The 17,580-nt window shown below is 60.2% G+C and carries 14 protein-coding genes; 8 read left to right on the top strand and 6 right to left on the bottom strand.

Going from position 1 to position 17,580, the window contains the following annotated elements:
- Positions 1-81: 81 nt before the first annotated feature.
- Both WG29040_RS14520 and WG29040_RS14515 read left to right on the top strand, forming a co-directional pair.
- On the top strand, positions 82-1,101 hold the full coding sequence (locus tag WG29040_RS14520; protein WP_003444950.1) for a GNAT family N-acetyltransferase: 1,020 nt from the start codon (positions 82-84) through the stop codon (positions 1,099-1,101).
- 100 nt (positions 1,102-1,201) lie between these two features.
- Positions 1,202-3,373 carry a TonB-dependent siderophore receptor gene (locus WG29040_RS14515; protein WP_003444952.1) on the top strand — a complete coding sequence of 724 codons (2,172 nt, stop codon included), beginning with the start codon at positions 1,202-1,204 and terminating at the stop codon, positions 3,371-3,373.
- Between the two features lie 387 nt (positions 3,374-3,760).
- Here the strand turns inward: WG29040_RS14515 and WG29040_RS14510 are convergent, their stop codons facing one another.
- The 6 genes from WG29040_RS14510 to WG29040_RS14485 all read right to left on the bottom strand — a co-directional run bounded on the left by WG29040_RS14510 (position 3,761) and on the right by WG29040_RS14485 (position 11,430).
- Positions 3,761-3,964, bottom strand: a complete 204-nt coding sequence (locus tag WG29040_RS14510) for an MbtH family NRPS accessory protein (protein WP_003444954.1) — start codon at positions 3,962-3,964, stop codon at positions 3,761-3,763.
- Positions 3,965-4,071: 107 nt separating this feature from the next.
- Positions 4,072-5,391 (bottom strand): MFS transporter, encoded by a 1,320-nt coding sequence (locus WG29040_RS14505; protein ID WP_003444956.1) that lies wholly within the window; start codon positions 5,389-5,391, stop codon positions 4,072-4,074.
- A gap of 898 nt (positions 5,392-6,289) precedes the next feature.
- Entirely contained in the window at positions 6,290-7,720 is a 1,431-nt protein-coding gene (locus WG29040_RS14500; RefSeq protein WP_127196408.1) for an efflux transporter outer membrane subunit, read from the bottom strand.
- Positions 7,717-8,787 (bottom strand): HlyD family secretion protein, encoded by a 1,071-nt coding sequence (locus WG29040_RS14495; protein ID WP_127196407.1) that lies wholly within the window; start codon positions 8,785-8,787, stop codon positions 7,717-7,719. The genes WG29040_RS14500 and WG29040_RS14495 overlap by 4 nt, the downstream gene beginning before the upstream one ends.
- Positions 8,784-10,331, bottom strand: coding sequence for an MFS transporter (locus WG29040_RS14490; protein WP_003444960.1), 1,548 nt, complete (start codon positions 10,329-10,331; stop codon positions 8,784-8,786). The genes WG29040_RS14495 and WG29040_RS14490 overlap by 4 nt, the downstream gene beginning before the upstream one ends.
- Before the next feature lie 190 nt (positions 10,332-10,521).
- Positions 10,522-11,430 (bottom strand): LysR family transcriptional regulator, encoded by a 909-nt coding sequence (locus WG29040_RS14485; protein ID WP_127196406.1) that lies wholly within the window; start codon positions 11,428-11,430, stop codon positions 10,522-10,524.
- 344 nt (positions 11,431-11,774) lie between these two features.
- Between WG29040_RS14485 and WG29040_RS14480 the strand changes: the two genes are divergently transcribed.
- The 6 genes from WG29040_RS14480 to WG29040_RS14455 all read left to right on the top strand — a co-directional run bounded on the left by WG29040_RS14480 (position 11,775) and on the right by WG29040_RS14455 (position 17,524).
- The gene (locus WG29040_RS14480; RefSeq protein ID WP_003444962.1) at positions 11,775-12,875 is read left to right on the top strand and encodes an FUSC family protein; all 1,101 of its coding nucleotides are present in this window, start codon (positions 11,775-11,777) and stop codon (positions 12,873-12,875) included.
- 472 nt (positions 12,876-13,347) lie between these two features.
- Complete coding sequence (locus WG29040_RS14475; RefSeq protein WP_003444963.1) at positions 13,348-13,650, top strand: urease subunit gamma; 303 nt, start codon at positions 13,348-13,350, stop codon at positions 13,648-13,650.
- A gap of 54 nt (positions 13,651-13,704) precedes the next feature.
- Complete coding sequence (ureB, locus tag WG29040_RS14470; RefSeq protein WP_165878370.1) at positions 13,705-14,229, top strand: urease subunit beta; 525 nt, start codon at positions 13,705-13,707, stop codon at positions 14,227-14,229.
- 74 nt (positions 14,230-14,303) lie between these two features.
- On the top strand, positions 14,304-16,022 hold the full coding sequence (locus tag WG29040_RS14465; protein ID WP_003444965.1) for an urease subunit alpha: 1,719 nt from the start codon (positions 14,304-14,306) through the stop codon (positions 16,020-16,022).
- A 107-nt stretch (positions 16,023-16,129) separates the two neighbouring features.
- Entirely contained in the window at positions 16,130-16,816 is a 687-nt protein-coding gene (ureE, locus tag WG29040_RS14460) for an urease accessory protein UreE (RefSeq protein WP_127196405.1), read from the top strand.
- 21 nt (positions 16,817-16,837) lie between these two features.
- On the top strand, positions 16,838-17,524 hold the full coding sequence (locus WG29040_RS14455) for an urease accessory protein UreF (RefSeq protein WP_003444968.1): 687 nt from the start codon (positions 16,838-16,840) through the stop codon (positions 17,522-17,524).
- The last annotated feature ends 56 nt before the right edge of the window (positions 17,525-17,580 follow it).

The following is a 17,580-nucleotide window of genomic DNA, read 5'->3' as shown; positions in this document are numbered from 1 at the left end:
GCCTGCACCAACTGCGCCGGCCACTGCCGGGCAGTTGTTTTCGGGCCGGCATACGCGAGAAAACACTAACGGAGAAGCATCATGACCACGCCTAACTTCACCCTTCTTCTGGCTGACGGCCGCAGCGTGATCGCCCGGGTGGCGGACGATGGTAACGCCAGCCTGACCATCGAGGGTGTTGCCCCGGTGTATTTCCGCCGCCAGGATGCCCATGTGCAACTGGAAAGCCTGCCCGAAGCGTTCCCGGTCAGTGGTCTGCTGGCACTGCTGGGCCAGGTCTTCTGCAATTCGTCCCGCGTCCCGCTGCTGGAAGTCAGTGCCCCGCTCTCCCTCGACCGCGCACGGGATGCCATACGCCAGGGGGTGTTCGACACCCTGCTCGGTCATGATGGCCATACCGCACGCCTGGCCTGCTCGCGCAGCAGTTTCTGGCAACACCCGCTGCCCTGGCTTACTACCAGTTCCGCCGCCGGCATGCCGCTGCGCTACACCTTCAGCGGGGAAAAGCGCCATCCGCAGCGGCCACCCATTCCCCACGGCGAGGTCTATCGCCGCGAACTGCCCGGCCTGAACACCACCTTCAGCTTGCGCACCGTGGACATCGGTCTGGACCTGGAGCGTTTCAACCGCTGGATGAACCTGGAGCAGGTCGCGTTCTTCTGGGAGCAGACCGGCAGCCTGGATGAACATGCCGCGTACCTGCAACAGATGCTGGATGACCCGCGGGTGCTGCCACTGATCGGCAGCTACAACGACGAGCCGTTTGCCTATTTCGAGATCTACTGGTGCAAGGAAGACCGCATCGCCCCCTATTACGATGCACAGGACCACGACCGTGGCTGGCACGTGGTGGTCGGCGAGAGCAAGCACCAGAGCGCCGGCAAGCTCAAGGGCTGGTTCCGCTCGCTGATGCACTACATGTTCATCGACGAGCCGCGCACCCAGCGCATCCTCGGCGAACCGCGGATCGACCATACCCGGCAGATCGGTTTCCTTGAGTCCCAGGGTTTCGGCAGGCTCAAGACCATCACCCTGCCCCACAAGAAAGCCGCCCTGCTGCGCCTTGAACGCGAGACGTTCTTCGACGACTACCACCCCTGATCCATCGTATTTGGCCGCACGCTGCCTGATGGGGATCGGGTAGCGCGCGGCCTGCCCTTAATCAACTAAAAAAATAATCACTTCTCACTCCGGAACCTCCATGCACGCAAAAAACCTCTTCGCCTACCATCCCTTGGCGCTGGCCCTGTGTCTCAGTGGCCTGCCACTGAGCACCGCCTTCGCCGCCGAGCAACCCGCTACCGCAACGCCCGGAGGCGCGCTGATGCTGGAAGAAACCAGCATCAATGCCAAAGCCGTCGAGAACCCCACCGGCCATGTCAGCGGCCCGGTGGCGATGCGCAGCACCAGCGCCAGCAAAACCGACGCGGCGATCAAGGAAATCCCGCAGTCGGTGTCGATCATCACCCGCGATGAAATGGACCAACGCAAGGCCGATACCCTGGCCGAAGTCCTGAGCTTCACCCCGGGGGTGATTACCCAGCCGGGGGGGTTCAGCCGTGTGGGCGATGACTTCGTGATCCGTGGTTTCAACGTGGGCTCGGGCACCGGCGGTATTCTGCGCGACGGCATGAAACTGCAAGGCAGCGTGTATGACGGCGGCATCGAACCCTACGGCCTGGAGCGCGTGGAAGTGGTCAAGGGCGCGTCTTCAGTGCTGTACGGCCAACTGTCGCCGGGCGGCCTGATCAACACCATCACCAAGCGCCCGACCGATGTCCCGCTGCATGAAGTCAACGTCGAATACGGCAGCCATGCGCGCAAGCAGTACAGCTTCGACCTGGGCGGCCCGCTGGACGACCAGGGGCAGTTTTCCTACCGCCTCACGGGCCTGTGGCGCGACAGTGACACCCAGACCGTCGACGCTCCAGATGACCGTCGCTACATCGCGCCGGCCTTCACCTGGCGTCCGGACGAGGACACCTCGCTGACCTTCCTCGCCAGCTACCAGGAAACCCGCACCAGCTTCGCGCCGCCGCTGGACTACGACCTGACGACGTCATCCAGCACCCTTTACCCCAAGGTCGACCGCGATTTGTTCACCGGCGAGCGCGGCTTCGATCACTACAACAACTACTCGACCACCATCGGCTACCTGTTCGAGCACAGCTTCACCCCTGACCTGAAAATCCTGCATTCGCTGCGCCACTTCGATGCAAACCTGAGCTGGGACTACATGCAAATTGCCGATACCGGCAGCGCCGCCTTGCGCAATCAGGGACTGCTGGCCCGCAGGGCGAGCATCCGCCGTGAGCACTCCGAAGGCTGGACCAGCGACAATAACGTGCAATGGACCCTCAACAGCGGCCGCTGGCAGCACACTCTGCTGGCCGGGGTGGATTACTACCACAAGACCTACGACTCGCATCGCTATGCTGGCGCCACTTCGCTGTTCAACCCGGACGCACCGGTGTACGACGCACCGACCACCATTACCTCGGCCGATAGCGGATCGGACCTGCACAGTTCGCAGACCGGTCTTTACCTCCAGGATCAGATCAAGTTCGACGACAAGTGGATTCTGGTCCTGGGCGGTCGCCAGGACTGGGCCGAGAGCCGAACCTATGCCAATGCCACCGGCAAGCGCACGCCACGGGAAGACAAGAAAGCCACTGGCCGCATAGGCCTGGTGTATGAAGCAGACAATGGCCTGGCGCCCTACATCAGCTGGAGCCAGTCGTTCTTGCCGGCCAACGTGTTCAACGCCAACGCCGACACCTCGTTCGAGCCAACCGAAGGCGAACAGTACGAAATGGGTGTGCGCTACACCCCGCCAGGCATGAATGCGCTGTTGACCGCCGCGGTGTACGACCTCAAGCAGAAAAACTCCCTGAGCACCGACCTCACCGGCAACACCGTGCAGTTCGGTGAGACCCGCTCCCGGGGTGTCGAGCTGGAGGCAAAAGCCGAGATCACCGCCAACCTCAGCACCACCGCCTCCTATACCTACACCGATGCCAAGATTACCGAAGACTCCGTGGCCAGCCGGGTCGGTACCCGCATCGACGGCGTGCCTTACCACATGGCCAGCCTGTGGGCCGACTATCGCCTGAGCGCCCTGGGTCTGCCCAAGGTCGTGCTCGGCGGTGGCGCCCGCTACATGGGCACCAGCCGCACCTCCAGCTCGGACCTGGACGAGAAGGTTGACGCCTACACCCTGTTCGACGCGAAAGTCAGCTACGAAGTCGACGACAACTGGACCGTGGCCATGAAGGCGCAAAACCTGTCCAATGAGAAGTACCTGTTCTGCAACGTTTCTTGCCGATATGGCGACGAGCGCACGTTGATCGGTTCGGTCAATTACCGCTGGTAAACGAGGTACCGCATTCTGTAGGAGCGAGCTTGCTCGCGAGCTGTGTGCGTATGGCAAAGCTCGCGAGACAAGCTCGCTCCTACAGGAGGATCGGGTGTTGGATATGCAAAAACGCCGCGGTCCGTTTCGGGGGGCGGCGGCGTTGTTCTTTGTTGAAAAGCTCGCGAGCAAGCTCGCTCCTACAGGAGGATCGGGTGTTGGATGTGCAAAAACGCCGCGGTCCGTTTCGGGGGCTGCGGCGTTGTTCTTTGTTGAAAGGCTCGCGAGCAAGCTCGCTCCTACAGGGGGGCCGGGTGTTGGATATGCAAAAACGCCGCGGTCCGTTTCGGGTCAGCGGCGTTGTTATTTGTAGGAGCGAGCTTGCTCGCGAGCTGTGTCGGTCCAGCGTCAGGCCTGCATCGCCTCGCGCAGGCTGGCCGGGCGCATGTCGGTCCAGTTGGCTTCGATGTATGCCAGGCACTCGGCCCTGGAGGCCGCGACGCCTACCGCTGACCAGCCTTGCGGCACGGCCTTGAACTCGGGCCAGATCGAGTACTGTTGCTCCCCATTGATCACCACCAGAAACTGCGTGTCTTCACGGTCAAATGCCATCGGTTGTCTCCTGCAGATAGTTGGGCAGACCGGTGTCACAAACACAGGCCTGCCCATGGAAGACGCTCGACACAGCCCTGAAATTAGTCCCGCCCCCATTCGCCCCGTTACATTTCAGCCTTGGCCACCAGGCGCCGCTCAACCAGATTGTCACGGTTGAGGCCATAACGACGGGCCGTCAATACCCCGACCAGGCCCATCATCGCGCAGAACATCACGCACACCCAGGCGCTCCACGGCATCAGCGCAATCAGCAGCAACGGCGTGGTACTGGCCCACAATGCGTAGGCAATGTTGTAGGTGAAGGAAATCCCCGAGACGCGGATCGGCGCCGGAAACAGGCCAACCATGACCGAAGGCACCACCCCGACAATTCCGCAGGTCAGACCGGCGAAGGCGTATGCCAGGCCGGGCAAGGCCCATTGACCCACCAGACTGGCGTACAGCAGGCCAATGCCCAGCGGCAGCAGCACGCTGTAGAGCACGATGCTGCGCCATACGCCAATGCGGTCGACGATCAGCCCGGCCAGTACACAACCGATATTCAAAAACACGATGCCCAGACTGCTCAGGGCAAAGGTATGACTGGCCGTCATGCCAAAGCGCTGCTGCATCACGGTCGGGGTGATCACCACAAACACCACCACGGCACTGGTCAGCACGCAGGTGAGCAATGCCGCCGGCAGCAATGACGCCCGGTGATCGCGCAATACAGTGCGCAGCGGGAACTCTGCCCGGCCCTCTTTGCGTTCGCGCAAAGCCAGAAATACCGGGGTCTCACTGAGCCAGCGGCGCAACCACACGCCAATCACACCAAACACGCCGCCGAGCAGGAACGGGAAACGCCAGGCGTAGTCGAGAATTTCTGCCGGGGTAAAGAGTTGTGCCAGCAGTGTCGCGGTCAAGGCGCCGATCAGATAACCGAAGGTCAACCCGGCCTGCAAAAAGCCCAGGGCAAAGCCCCGGCGCCCGGCCGGCGCGTGTTCGGCGACAAACACCCAGGCGCTGGGCACCTCGCCGCCGACTGCCGCCCCCTGCAGGATGCGCAGGGCCAACAGGATCAGCGGCGCGAAATAACCGATATCGGCATAAGTGGGCATGATGCCGATCAGCAGACACGGCAGTGCCATCATCAGAATACTGAGGCTGAACACCCGCTTGCGCCCCAGGTGGTCGGCAAAGTGCGCCATCAGGATTCCGCCCAGCGGACGTGCCAGATAGCCGGTCACGAAAATGCCGAAGCTTTGCAGCAAGCGCAGCCATTCAGGCATGTCCGGCGGGAAAAACAGTTGACTGAGGGTCAGGGCAAAGAACACGAAAATGATGAAATCGTAGATCTCCAGCGCCCCGCCCAGAGCTGCCAGCCCCAGGGTTCGGTAGTCGGAACGGGAAAAACGCACCGTTGTGGCTTGGGTATCGGCAGACATAATTACGCTCAATGTGAACTGGACGCGCCTATGTTGGCGCTTGAAGTCGAGGGCGCGAGCATAGCAAATCTGCCCCTGTTCTGTGGCAGCCGGCTTGCCGGCGATGCTTCAGACAAACCCGGGTGCCTGCATCGCTGGCAAGCCAGCTCCCACAAGTGCACACAAGCCATGGGCCAATGCACCAATATGCCCATGTGGGAGCCGGCTTGCCGGCGATGCTTCAGACATACCGGGGCGACTGCATCGCTGGCAAGCCAGCTCCCACAAGTGCACACAAGCCCTTATCCAATGCACCAATATGCCCATGTGGGAGCCGGCTTGCCGGCGATGCTTCAGACACACCGCAGCGCCTGCATCGCTGGCAAGCCAGCTCCCACAAGTGCACGCAAGCCATGGGCCAATGCGCCAATATGCCCCTGTGGCAGCCGGCTTGCCGGCGATGCTTCAGACAAACCCGGGCGCCTGCATCGCTGGCAAGCCAGCTCCCACAAGTGCACACAAGCCCTTGGCCAATGCACCAATATGCCCATGTGGCAGCCGGCTTGCCGGTGCTGCTTCAGACATACCGGGGCGCCTGCATCGCTGGCAAGCCAGCTCCCACAAGTGCACACAAGCCCTTGGCCAATGCACCAATATGCCCATGTGGCAGCCGGCTTGCCGGTGCTGCTTCAGACATACCGGGGCGCCTGCATCGCTGGCAAGCCAGCTCCCACAAGTGCACACAAGCCCTTGGCCAATGCACCAATATGCCCATGTGGCAGCCGGCTTGCCGGCGATGCTTCAGACACACCGCAGCGCCTGCATCGCTGGCAAGCCAGCTCCCTCAAGTGCACACAAACCATGGGCCAATACGCCCCGTGGGAGCCGGCTTGCCGGCGATGGCTGCCCCGGCTGCATGCTATTCCTGCCAGCCTCCGCCCAGCGCGGCGTATACATCCACCAATGACAACGACACCTGGGCCGTGCTCTCAACCAGCGCGGCCTGGTTGGCCAGCAATGCATTTTGTACGGTCAATACGTTCAGAAAATCCACCGTGCCCTGGGCGTACTGTTGATGAACACTGTCCAGTGCATGCTGACTATGCTCCACCGCCTGTGTGAGGCTGTCGCGCCGGCGCTGACCGGCCTGATAGGCAACCATCGCGTCGTCCACTTCGTGCCAGGCCCGCAACACGGTTTTGCGATAGGCAATGGCCGCTTCTTGCTGGCGTCCTTCCTGCAATTGCAACGCCCCTTGCAAACGTCCGCCCTCGAACAGCGGTACGCTCAAGCCCGGCCCAAAGGCAAAACTGCGCGAACCCCAACTGCCCAGATCCGACAGTTGCAGCGCCTGAAACCCGAGGCTGCCGGACAAGGTGATACGCGGATAAAAATCCGCCCGGGCCATCCCGATCGAGGCTGTAGCCCCATGCAGACGGGCCTCGGCACGGCGGATATCAGGACGCCGCTGCGCCAGTTCACTGGGCAGACCGGCCGGTACATCAGCCCCAAAGGCCGGAACCGCCTGGGGTTCGCTCAGTTGCTGTGCCATCGCCCGTGGCTCTCGGGCCAGCAGCAGGCTGAGGGCGTTGATCAACTGCGCGCTGTGCTGTTGCAAAGGCGCCGTTCGCGCTTCGATTTCTGCCACCTGGGCCGCCGCTTCGGACACTTCCAGGTCGGTGGCCACCCCCTCTTTTACCTGCAACCGGGTCAACTCCAGGCTGCGCCGGGCAATCTGCAGGTTCTGCTGCACCACGGCCAGTGCCTGCTGGGTGGCTCGCAACTGGATATAGTGCTGTGCGGTCTGCACGATCACCAGTAACTGCACGCCATGGCGGTCTTCTTCGGCCATCTGCACAGAAGCATCGGCCGCTTCCACAGAGCGTTTGACCCGGCCCCACAAGTCGGCTTCCCAACTGAGCCCCAACCCGCCATTCCACAGGTTGAACGCCTGTTTGCCACTGTGGCCCGAGGGGTCGTTCAAACCCTGCTGACTGTTGCGGCTACGGCTGTAAGCCAGGGACCCGTCAACCGCAGGCAGGCTGTCAGCCGCGATTTGCCGGCGAATGGCCCGGCTCTGCTCAAGCCGGCTGGCAGCCAGCTGCACATCGAAGTTGCTCTGCTGTGCTTCTTGCACCAGGGCCGATAATTGCGCATCGCCAAAACTGTCCCACCAGCGCGGGTCTACCGCCGACTCGACGGTGCGGCTATGACCCTGCTCACTTGCCACCGGAGCCCAACGCTCAGCCAGTTGCGGCACGGGGGCCTGAAAATCCGGCCCCAGTACACAACCACTCAAAGCCAGCGCGCTGTAACAGGCCACAGCGCAGACCAGAAAACCAGGCTTCATCGCACACTGACCTGTTCATTGGCAGTGGCTGTGGCTGTGGTGTCGATGGACGCATCCACCGACATTCCCAGACGCAGCCGCCCGGCTGACAACTGTCCCTGGTCCAGAGTGACTTTCACCGCAATGCGCTGCGCCACCTTGGTGAAGTTGCCAGTGGCGTTGTCCGGGGCAATGGCCGAAAACGTTACCCCTGTGGCCGGCGCAATACTGTCGACGACACCGAGCAGGGTTTCGCCGGGAAAGCTGTCGACCTTGATCGTGACCCGTTGCCCCGGGCTGACGTGGGTCAGTTGGCGCTCCAGAAAGTTGGCGACCACATACGCCTGGGCCAATGGCACCACCGCCAGCACTGAGTCACCCGGTTTTACATAGGCACCCAGGCGCACGCTGCGCCGGCCCACTACGCCATCGAAGGGCGCCACCAGGCGGGTGTGGGACAAGTCCAGCTCGGCCCGGGCCTGCAAGGCTTCGGCATGCTGTACCGAAGCCCGGGCAGCAGTGGTTTGCGCCACCAGCACCCGGGTTTGCTGGCGGGCAGCCTCCAGCGCAGCACGGTGTTGAGCCAGTTCGGCACGGGCGATCTGTGAGCGGTTTTTTGCCTGCTGCGAGTTTTGCAGCGTGCCCGCGCCCTGCCCGGCCAGATGTTCATAGCGCTGCAATTCATGCCGGGTAAACTCAACCTGGGCCAGATCAGCGTCAACCGTGGCACTGGCCTGCTCGATCAGCGAACGCTGACGCTCGAGCATGGCCAGCGCGTTGGCCAGTTGTGCCTGGGCCGTCGCCACATTGGCCCGGGTTGCTTGCAGGTTGGTCTGGTAGTCCTGGGGATCAATGCGTACCAGCAACTGACCTGCCTTGACCGGCTGGTTGTCTTGCACCAGCACCTCATCGATAAAGCCTGCGACTTTTGGCGCGATCAAGGTGTAGTCGGCACTGACAAAGGCATCATTGGTGCTTTGTACTGTGCTGGTGGCAAAGATCAGTTGCCATAGCCCGTACAGCACGACTATCGCCACCAGGCCCGCACTGCCCAGTACCCAGGGCTTGCGCCCGATTGTTGTGGTCATTTCACGGCTCCAACAGCTGTGCCCGGCGGATAGATCCGCGTCGGGCCAAAAGGAATTAATACAATTAACAACAGCGCCAGACCGGCCATGTACAGATAGAGGTCTGAAGATGTCAGGACCACCGCCTGCTGGTGTATCCGGTGTGCCAGATCTGTACTGCCAGCCACCAGCGGCGAGTTACCCAGGCGATCGATCAGCATCGTCGAGTGGAAGTGCTCGCGGTTGAGTGTCAACACCCCAAGAAGGCTGCCCGCGGCCGTTGCCGAAAAGCCTTTGACGGTATTGAACCAGGCCGAGGCAAACGGCCCGTCGGCCGGGTTCAGGCCACCGGTGGCCAACATCAACAAAGGAATCACTGCCATCGGCTGGGCGATGATTTGAATCGCCTGCAACGGGTAGAAGTTCTCCCGGCTCCACGCCGCCGTCACTTGTGAACCGATGCCACAGGCCAGTGCCAGCAACCCGAGACCTATGGCCAGAACCCAGCGGCAATCAACCCGGCGCAGGTTGCACAGGGCAACCACCAGCGGCAGCGCAAGCAATTGCGGCAGCGCCACCAGCAACATCACCGGAGCGGTTTCCAGCGGGCGATAGCCCTGGATCTGGGCCAGATAGCTGGAGGGAATCTTGATCACTGCCAGCAACACAAACAGCACCCCGCCCAGGGTCAGCAAGGCGTGGGCCAGATTGCGGATTTTCAGCAATTGCAACTTGAAGAACGGCAGTGGATGAAACCATTCGTTGATAAAGAACAGCACCAGCAGCGTGCCGCCGCCGAAGATGAAAAACCGGATCATCGGCGACTCCAACCAGTTCAGGCGCTGGCCCAGTTCCAGCGCCAGAACCAGCATGATCAGGCCCGGCAACCCCAGGAGCAGGCCGCGCCAGTCAAACTGTTTGAAGCGCTCAAGGCGCAGCGGGTCCTGCGGCAGACCCCAGGCCACACAGCCCATTGCCAGCAGGCTTAGCGGCACAATCTGCCAGAACGCCCATTGCCAGCCGGCATATTCCACCCACCATGCGGACAGTGGCGTACCGAAGCTGGGGCCGAAGGTTGCGGTCAGCGCATAGCTGCCCAGGCCGTATAGGCGAATGCCCGGCGGTAAAAACCGTAGCGCCACCGACATCAGCATGGGCGGCAACGCGCCACCGGCAAACCCCTGCAAAGTGCGCAGCACCATCAGTACATCAACGTTAGGGGCAAACGGACAGAGGATGCCCAGCAGCAAAAAGGCACCTATGGCACACAGGGTGAAACGGCGCAGGGAGAATGTCGCAGCACACCAGGGTGCAAACGCCATGGCGCTGATCGACGTGGCGCTGTACACCGCCAGCAACCAGGTGCCCTCGTCATAGCCAATGCCCATGGCGCCACGGATATCGGGCATTGCCACCTTGGTCACGTTCTCGTTGAACCCCGAGACCAGCACCGCCAGCAATACCCCTACCAGCCCGGTAAAAATCCGCAGGCCAAAAGCAGCATTGGCTGGGGGGGATTTGGCTGACATCGCGGCGATCGTGGAACCGGCGGTCAGCGAGGTCATGCCCCGCCCTCCGGCGCCAAATGACGCCCACGTTTAAAACGCCAATACATGGCTGACTCCGTCTTTTAGATGACGAAAAGTTTAACCAGCAGGCAATGCTATAAAAATTGATAAATAGCTAACTATGGAGTGCGTCGGACGCAATCCACAGCCAGATCGAGAGCAAGCGTGTGCCTGAAGCGAGGATCTCTCAGGCCACGGCGTTATCGCAGAACGTCTTGAGGGTGCGGCGCAGCCAGCGGTGGGCATGGTCGTTGTCCAGACGCGGGTGCCAGGCTTGAAAGATTTCAACCGGTTGCAGGGGGATCGGCAATTCAAAAGGACGCAGTTTCAAACCCATTGGGGCCAGGGTGTTGAGCAAGACCTGGGGCATCAGCGGCAAGATCAAATCCGCGCCGGCCAGGGCAAAAATCGCCGAGTAAAAAGTGGGCGTGGTAAAGGACACCCGGCGCTCCAGCCCCTGCTCGGCCAGCACCGTATCAATCGGCCCGCGAGCCCGACCCCGGCGCGAAACACTGATGTGGTCAAAGGCGATAAAGCGTTGCGCGGTGATGGGCTGATCGAAGATCGGATGACCTTCCCGCGCCAGCCCCACAAAGGGGCAGGTAAACAGCCGCTGGACCTTGATGTCTGAACTGAATTTGTTGGTGGCACAGATGGCCAGGTCAATGCGCCCTTCGCTCAAGGCTTCATCATCGGTGAAGCCTTCAGGTACTACCCGCAGCGACGCCTTGGGCATCTCCAGGGCCATTTGCTGACGCAAGGCACCCCCGTACACACCGAAAAACACGTCATTGGCGCGAATGCTGAAGGTGCGCTCCAGCAGGCGCAGATCACTGTCCTGGCTCTGGGTGAAGACACCGTGGGCCAACTCCACCACGCCCCGCACCTGCTCGCGCAATTCCAGCGCCCGGGGGGTGGGCACCAGGCCACGTCCCGAGCGCACCAGAATCGGGTCGTTCAAGGCATCGCGAATGCGGGTCAAGGTGCGGCTCATGGCCGGAGCACTCAGGTTCATGCGCCGGGCGGCGCCCACTACCGAGCCCTCTTCGAGCAAGACATTCAGGGCAACCAGCAGATTCAAGTCAGGTATTTGCATGGGGCCAAAGGGTAGCGTTTAACGCGCCGGATCGCTAGACGGGCAATGCTGCATTGTTGCATGACAGGTAAAACTGTATCGCCACTTGTTAGGTAGCTAACTAAGTTAAGGATTGGTACATTGTTTCCCGTCAGGCCGAGGCCTGACGCTCTCTTTGGTTGAGATTTTTGGCCATTACCGGATCCCCATGATGGTAATGGCCTTTTTTATTTCTTGAACCACGCCACAACGCTTCCCCCGAATCCCCCCCTCTTATCGCGCCATGGCAACCCCGTTGCCGGTGGTGGCCTGACTGTTCCTGAACTACGCTCCGTGCGCATTCCATTACAGGGTTTGGGGGCTTTATGCAGCTAGGCAATAAAATTTCGAAACTGGAGCGGCTGCTCTGTAAATACAGCCGCTGGATTCATGCCGCGCGAATCAGCCTCGCCTTTCTGACCACCTTCGTTGCCATCCGCTATTTCAAACTCGACGGCGCGTCTTACGCCCTGATCACCATGCTGATCGTGATGGGGCCCCAACCTTACTGGGGCAATGTGTCTTCCCGTGCCGTACAGCGCACCTTCGGCACCGTCATTGGTGCGCTGTCCGGGCTGGCGGGGCTGTATATGGAGCTCTACTCGTTTCCCGCGATGCTGGCGTGGAGCGCGGTCACGATGTTTATCGCCGGTTACCTGACCCTGGGTAAACACCCCTATATGGCCCTGTTGATCGGCGCCACCCTGGCGGTGGTCAGTTGCGCACCGCCCAACGACATGGAGTCGGCAATCACCCGCAGTCTTTATGTACTGGCAGGTTCGGTACTGGCCATGCTCTTCACCAGTATTTATCCGCAACGGGCGTATACCGACATGCGAATCAAATTCAGCGAAAGCCTGGGCAAACTCAGCGAGTTGTATGAAGCGTACTTCTCCCCGCTGGTGCTGGAACGGCCCAATCTGGATGACAAGTTGAAAGACGAGCTGGACACAGTGGTCAAGCTACGCAATTACGTGTCGGCGGCCAGCAACGAAAGCAATTTGAAGCCCGAAGTTTTCAACTCCATGCAGACCCTGCACCGCAATTTGTTCACCACCATGAGCCTGATGATTGATGCCTACTGGGCGTCCCATGAAGGGCATAAGCTGATTGAGAGCGAGCCCGCCCTGCGTGACCTTAATCGCTTGATCCCGCAGGCCCTCGAGTCGCTGCAGGACAAGCTGTGCAACGGTGTTTCGGATAACCAGATCAGCGGTGAACTGCGCCAGAAAGCCAACGACTTGAAAGAGCTGGTGCTCAAGTGCATCGATGGCAAGGTCAACGAAACCCAGTTTTATGCCTTTGTCTGGCTGAGTCTGCAAATGCTCCGGCAACTGACCGATCTCAACGACCAGCTGCATGCTGCGCTTTACCAAAAAGGCCATCGGCATCTGTTGCTGAAAAATCCCCTTCAAGCCCATAAATAGCGCCAGGCACTCTGGGTGGGCAATCGTCTATCTGGAGGCTAGCAGGCGATCCGCCCGCTATTTTTCAGCAACCCATCACTCATTTAAATGACATATCGCACTAAAGATTAATAATTCTTCACTCAAAACAATGGGTTATCGGGTACCAAAGGCACTTGAAATCCCGCCAATACCTTCGTAACCCTCTGTTTTTTAAATAGTTATAAGAAGTCAACCAGACTTCTATCAATATCTGCCCCCCCCTCCTCCAGCTTCTGGCCAGTCGGAAATTATGGTCTAGGCTCTGTTCGCGCCCGTCTGACAAGGATTTGAACGGTTGAGCCCCATGAAAACAAATCTCGCATTCGCCACCCCGCCACACCTTTTACCCACCTTCGCAAGCGTTCAACGTGCGCAGCGTTTTTGCCTGCACCTCTGCCCGACCGGCACTCCAGAACTTAAATTTTTTACCGCACTGTAGATAGGAGGGCTTATGCAGCTCACCCCGAGAGAAATCGACAAACTGATGATTTACACCTTGTCGGACGTGGCATTGCGACGCAAGGCTCGTGGCTTGAAGTTGAACTATCCGGAAGCAGTTTCGATTATCACCGTGACCGCACTGGAAGGCGCACGGGACGGAAAGTCGGTTGAAGACGTAATGAATGAAGCCAGCAAGGTGTTGACCAAAGACGATGTCATGGAAGGCGTCAGTGACCTAATTCCCAACGTTCAGGTTGAAGCGATTTTCACCGATGGCAGCCGCCTGGTTACGGTCCACGACCCGATCAAGTAAAGGCGCCCGCGACATCCGGCTAACGCAAGACAGACCCGTTTTGAGGAATCAGTCATGAGCAGCAAAAAACCCGCGACTCCCGCCAGTGCAGCAAGCCCGCACCAGGATACCCATCCGGATCACAAGATCCCCCATGCCAAAAACCCTGGCGGTGTGCATCAGGGTAATGAACAGGACGTGCCGCTGGGTGGCTGCATCTACGCCAGCAGCCCGATCGTGTTCAACGAAGATCGCCCGGTAACCAAGGTCAAGGTGCGTAACACCGGTGACCGGCCGATTCAGATCGGCTCGCACTTTCATTTTTTCGAAGTTAACCGTGCACTTGAATTCGATCGCGCAGAGGCCTTTGGCAAACGGTTGAATATTTCCTCAACCACTGCGATCCGCTTCGAGCCGGGTGACGAGATTGAAGTGTCGCTGGTGCCTTACGGTGGCAAGCAAACCCTGTACGGCTTCAACAACCTGGTGGATGGCTGGGCGCCGCACAAACTGACCAGCAACCATGAACGCCCGGAAAAACTGCAAGCGATCCAGCGCGCGCGCGATCACGGCTTCAAGTTTTCCAAGCCCGCCAAGTAATCAACGCATTCCCATACTTTGCACTCGCGCCGTTGAGTTATTGACGCCCGTGCGGCATTAGAAAGGAGCCACCGATGCCTACCATTTCACGCAAAGAATACGCCGGCCTGTTCGGCCCGACCACGGGCGACAAGATCCGCCTGGGTGATACCAACCTGTTTGTCGAAATTGAAAAGGATTTACGCGGTTACGGCGACGAGTCCGTATACGGCGGCGGTAAATCCCTGCGTGACGGCATGGGCGCCGACAACACCCTGACCCGCGATAACGGCGTACTGGACCTGGTGATCACCAACGTCACCATCATCGACCCGATCCAGGGCGTGATCAAAGCCGACGTCGGCATTCGCGACGGCAAGATTGCCGGGATTGGTAAAAGCGGTAACCCGGGCACCATGAATGGCGTAACCCCGGGCCTGGTGGTGGGTGTGAGCACCGACGCCATCTCCGGCGAACACCTGATTCTGACCGCTGCCGGGATCGACACCCACGTTCACCTGATCTCGCCTCAACAGGCTTATCACGCGCTGTCCAACGGTGTGACCACCTTCTTTGGCGGCGGCATCGGCCCGACTGACGGCACCAATGGCACCACAGTGACCCCGGGGCCCTGGAACATCCGCCAGATGCTGCGCTCGCTCGAAGGCTTGCCGATCAACGTCGGCATGCTGGGCAAAGGCAACTCCTATGGTCGCGACCCGCTGGTCGAACAAGTGATCGCCGGGGTTGCCGGGTTCAAGGTTCACGAGGACTGGGGCGCAACTTCAAACGCCCTGCGTCACGCGCTGCGTACTGCCGATGAACTGGACGTCCAGGTCTCGGTGCACACCGACAGCCTCAACGAATGCGGTTACGTCGAAGACACCATCGACGCTTTCGAAGGTCGCACCATTCACACCTTCCACACCGAAGGTGCGGGTGGCGGTCACGCCCCGGACATCATCAAGGTCGCCAGCCAGACCAACGTGCTGCCGAGCTCCACCAACCCGACCCTGCCCTATGGCATCAACAGCCAGGCCGAGTTGTTCGACATGATCATGGTCTGTCACAACCTCAACCCGAACGTGCCGGCCGACGTGTCGTTTGCCGAAAGCCGGGTGCGTCCGGAAACCATCGCCGCCGAAAACGTGCTGCAGGACATGGGCGTGATTTCGATGTTTTCCAGCGATTCCCAGGCCATGGGCCGGGTCGGTGAAAACTGGTTGCGGGTGATGCAGACCGCCCACGCGATGAAAGCCTCCCGCGGCAAGCTGCCGGAAGACAGCGCCGACAACGACAACTTCCGGGTGCTGCGTTACGTGGCCAAAATCACCATCAACCCGGCTCTCGCCCAGGGCATCAGCCACGTGCTGGGCTCGGTGGAAGTTGGCAAAATGGCCGACCTGGTGCTGTGGGACCCGCGCTTCTTCGGGGCCAAACCGAAGCTGGTAATCAAGGGTGGCATGATCAACTGGGCCGCCATGGGCGATCCGAACGCCTCGCTGCCAACCCCGCAGCCTGTGTACTACCGCCCGATGTTTGGCGCCCAGGGCAAAACCCTGCAAGACACCTGCGTGACCTTTGTCTCCCAGGCAGCAGTGGATGACGGCGTCAAGGAAAAAGCCGGGCTGGAGCGTCAGGTGATGGCGGTGCGCGGTTGCCGGACCGTCTCCAAAAGGGATCTGGTGCGCAACGATAAAACCCCGCATATCGAGGTCGATCCGGAAACCTTCGCCGTGAAGGTCGATGGCGTGCACGCCACGTGCAAACCCATAGATACGGCCGCGATGAACCAGCGTTATTTCTTTGGCTGAGACTGTGGGAGCCGGCCCGGCGATGCAGACCACGCAGTTGCGTCTGTGTCGCCAGGCCCGGCACCCGCAGGGTGTGGTCCGTAACAATCAAGGAAGGAGTTTGCAACGTGATTTTGATTGAACACATTCTGGGCAATGCCAAGAAAGACCCGGTCTGGAAACAGAAACTGGAAGGCGCCAACGTCGACCTGCTGGTGCTTGATCAGCGTGAAGCGCAAAAAAGCCGCTGCCGGCGCACCAGTATCGGCGGGCTCGATCTGGGGATTTCGCTGGAACGCAACGTAGTGTTGTCCGATGGCGATGTACTGATGTGGGATGAATCATCGCGCACCGCCGTGGTGGTGCAGTTGAACCTGCGCGACGTGATGGTGATTGACCTCAAGGAGCTGAAAAAACAGCCCCTGGACGTACTGATCAAAACCAGCTTCGAGCTGGGCCACGCCTTGGGTAACCAGCACTGGAAAGCGGTGACCAAGAACAACGAGGTGTACATCCCGCTCACGGTCGAAACCAAAATGATGGATTCGGTGATGCGCACCCACGGCTTCCAGCATCTGCCGTACGCCTTTATTGGCGGCGCAGAGATCCTGCCCAAGCTCACCACCTCCGAAGCACGCCTGCTGTTTGGTGGCGCCGAAGAAACCGACACCCACGTTCACGTCGCCAGCCCGCAAGACAAGCTCGATGCTGCCGCCCTCAAGATCCAGGGCCTGCACAGCCATGGCGACGGTATCAGCCACAGTCACGGGCATGACCACGGCCACTCGCACCACGATCACGACCATAAGCATTAAATCCGGCAAGAAGGCGCCTAGATGAACGCATCTGATCTAATTCGCATCATGCAGTTTGGCGATTCCGTATTGCCAGTGGGTGCCTTTTCGTTCTCGAACGGCGTTGAATCCGCCATTCAGAAAGGCATCGTCCACGATGTCGCGACCCTCAAAGGCTTTGTCCTCACCGCCCTCAAACAAGCGGCCAGTTGTGATGGCATGGGCGTGGTCGCTGCCCACCGCGCGGCCAGCAATGATGATCGTGACGGAATTTTGCGCGCCGACTGGGCCGTGAATAACCGCAAGCTCAACGAAGAAAGCCGGTTGATGGCCACGCGCATGGGCAAAAAACTGGCAGAAATGTCGATCCATGTCGTCGAGAAACCGCTGGTGCGCTGGTGGCTGGAGCAGATCAAGGCCGGTAATGCAGCGGGCACCTACCCCGTCACCCAGGCGGTAGTGATGTCGACCCAGGGCATTGGCGCCCGCGAGGTGGTGGTGATGCACCAGTACGGTGTGGCCATGACCATTCTCAGCGCCGCGATGCGCTTGATGCGGGTCACGCACCTGGACACCCAGCACATCCTGTTCGAACTCAACCACGACATTGAAGCGTTCTGCGACATCGCCGAAATCGGTGATATCGAGCAAATGTCGTCCTATGTGCCGATTGTCGACGTGCTGGCTGCCGTCCACGTCAAAGCCCACGTGCGGCTATTTATGAACTGATGCTGCAAGCGAATCCGGATCAACAGCGCTGACCTGAGTCGACGCTGAATCAGCTT

The sequence above is a fragment of the Pseudomonas sp. PAMC 29040 genome (genome assembly GCF_003994535.1).
Classification (GTDB): Bacteria; Pseudomonadota; Gammaproteobacteria; order Pseudomonadales; family Pseudomonadaceae; genus Aquipseudomonas; species Aquipseudomonas paraversuta.
The sequence above is the reverse complement of the archived record's forward strand: the minus strand, read 5'-3'. Positions and strand labels throughout refer to the sequence as shown.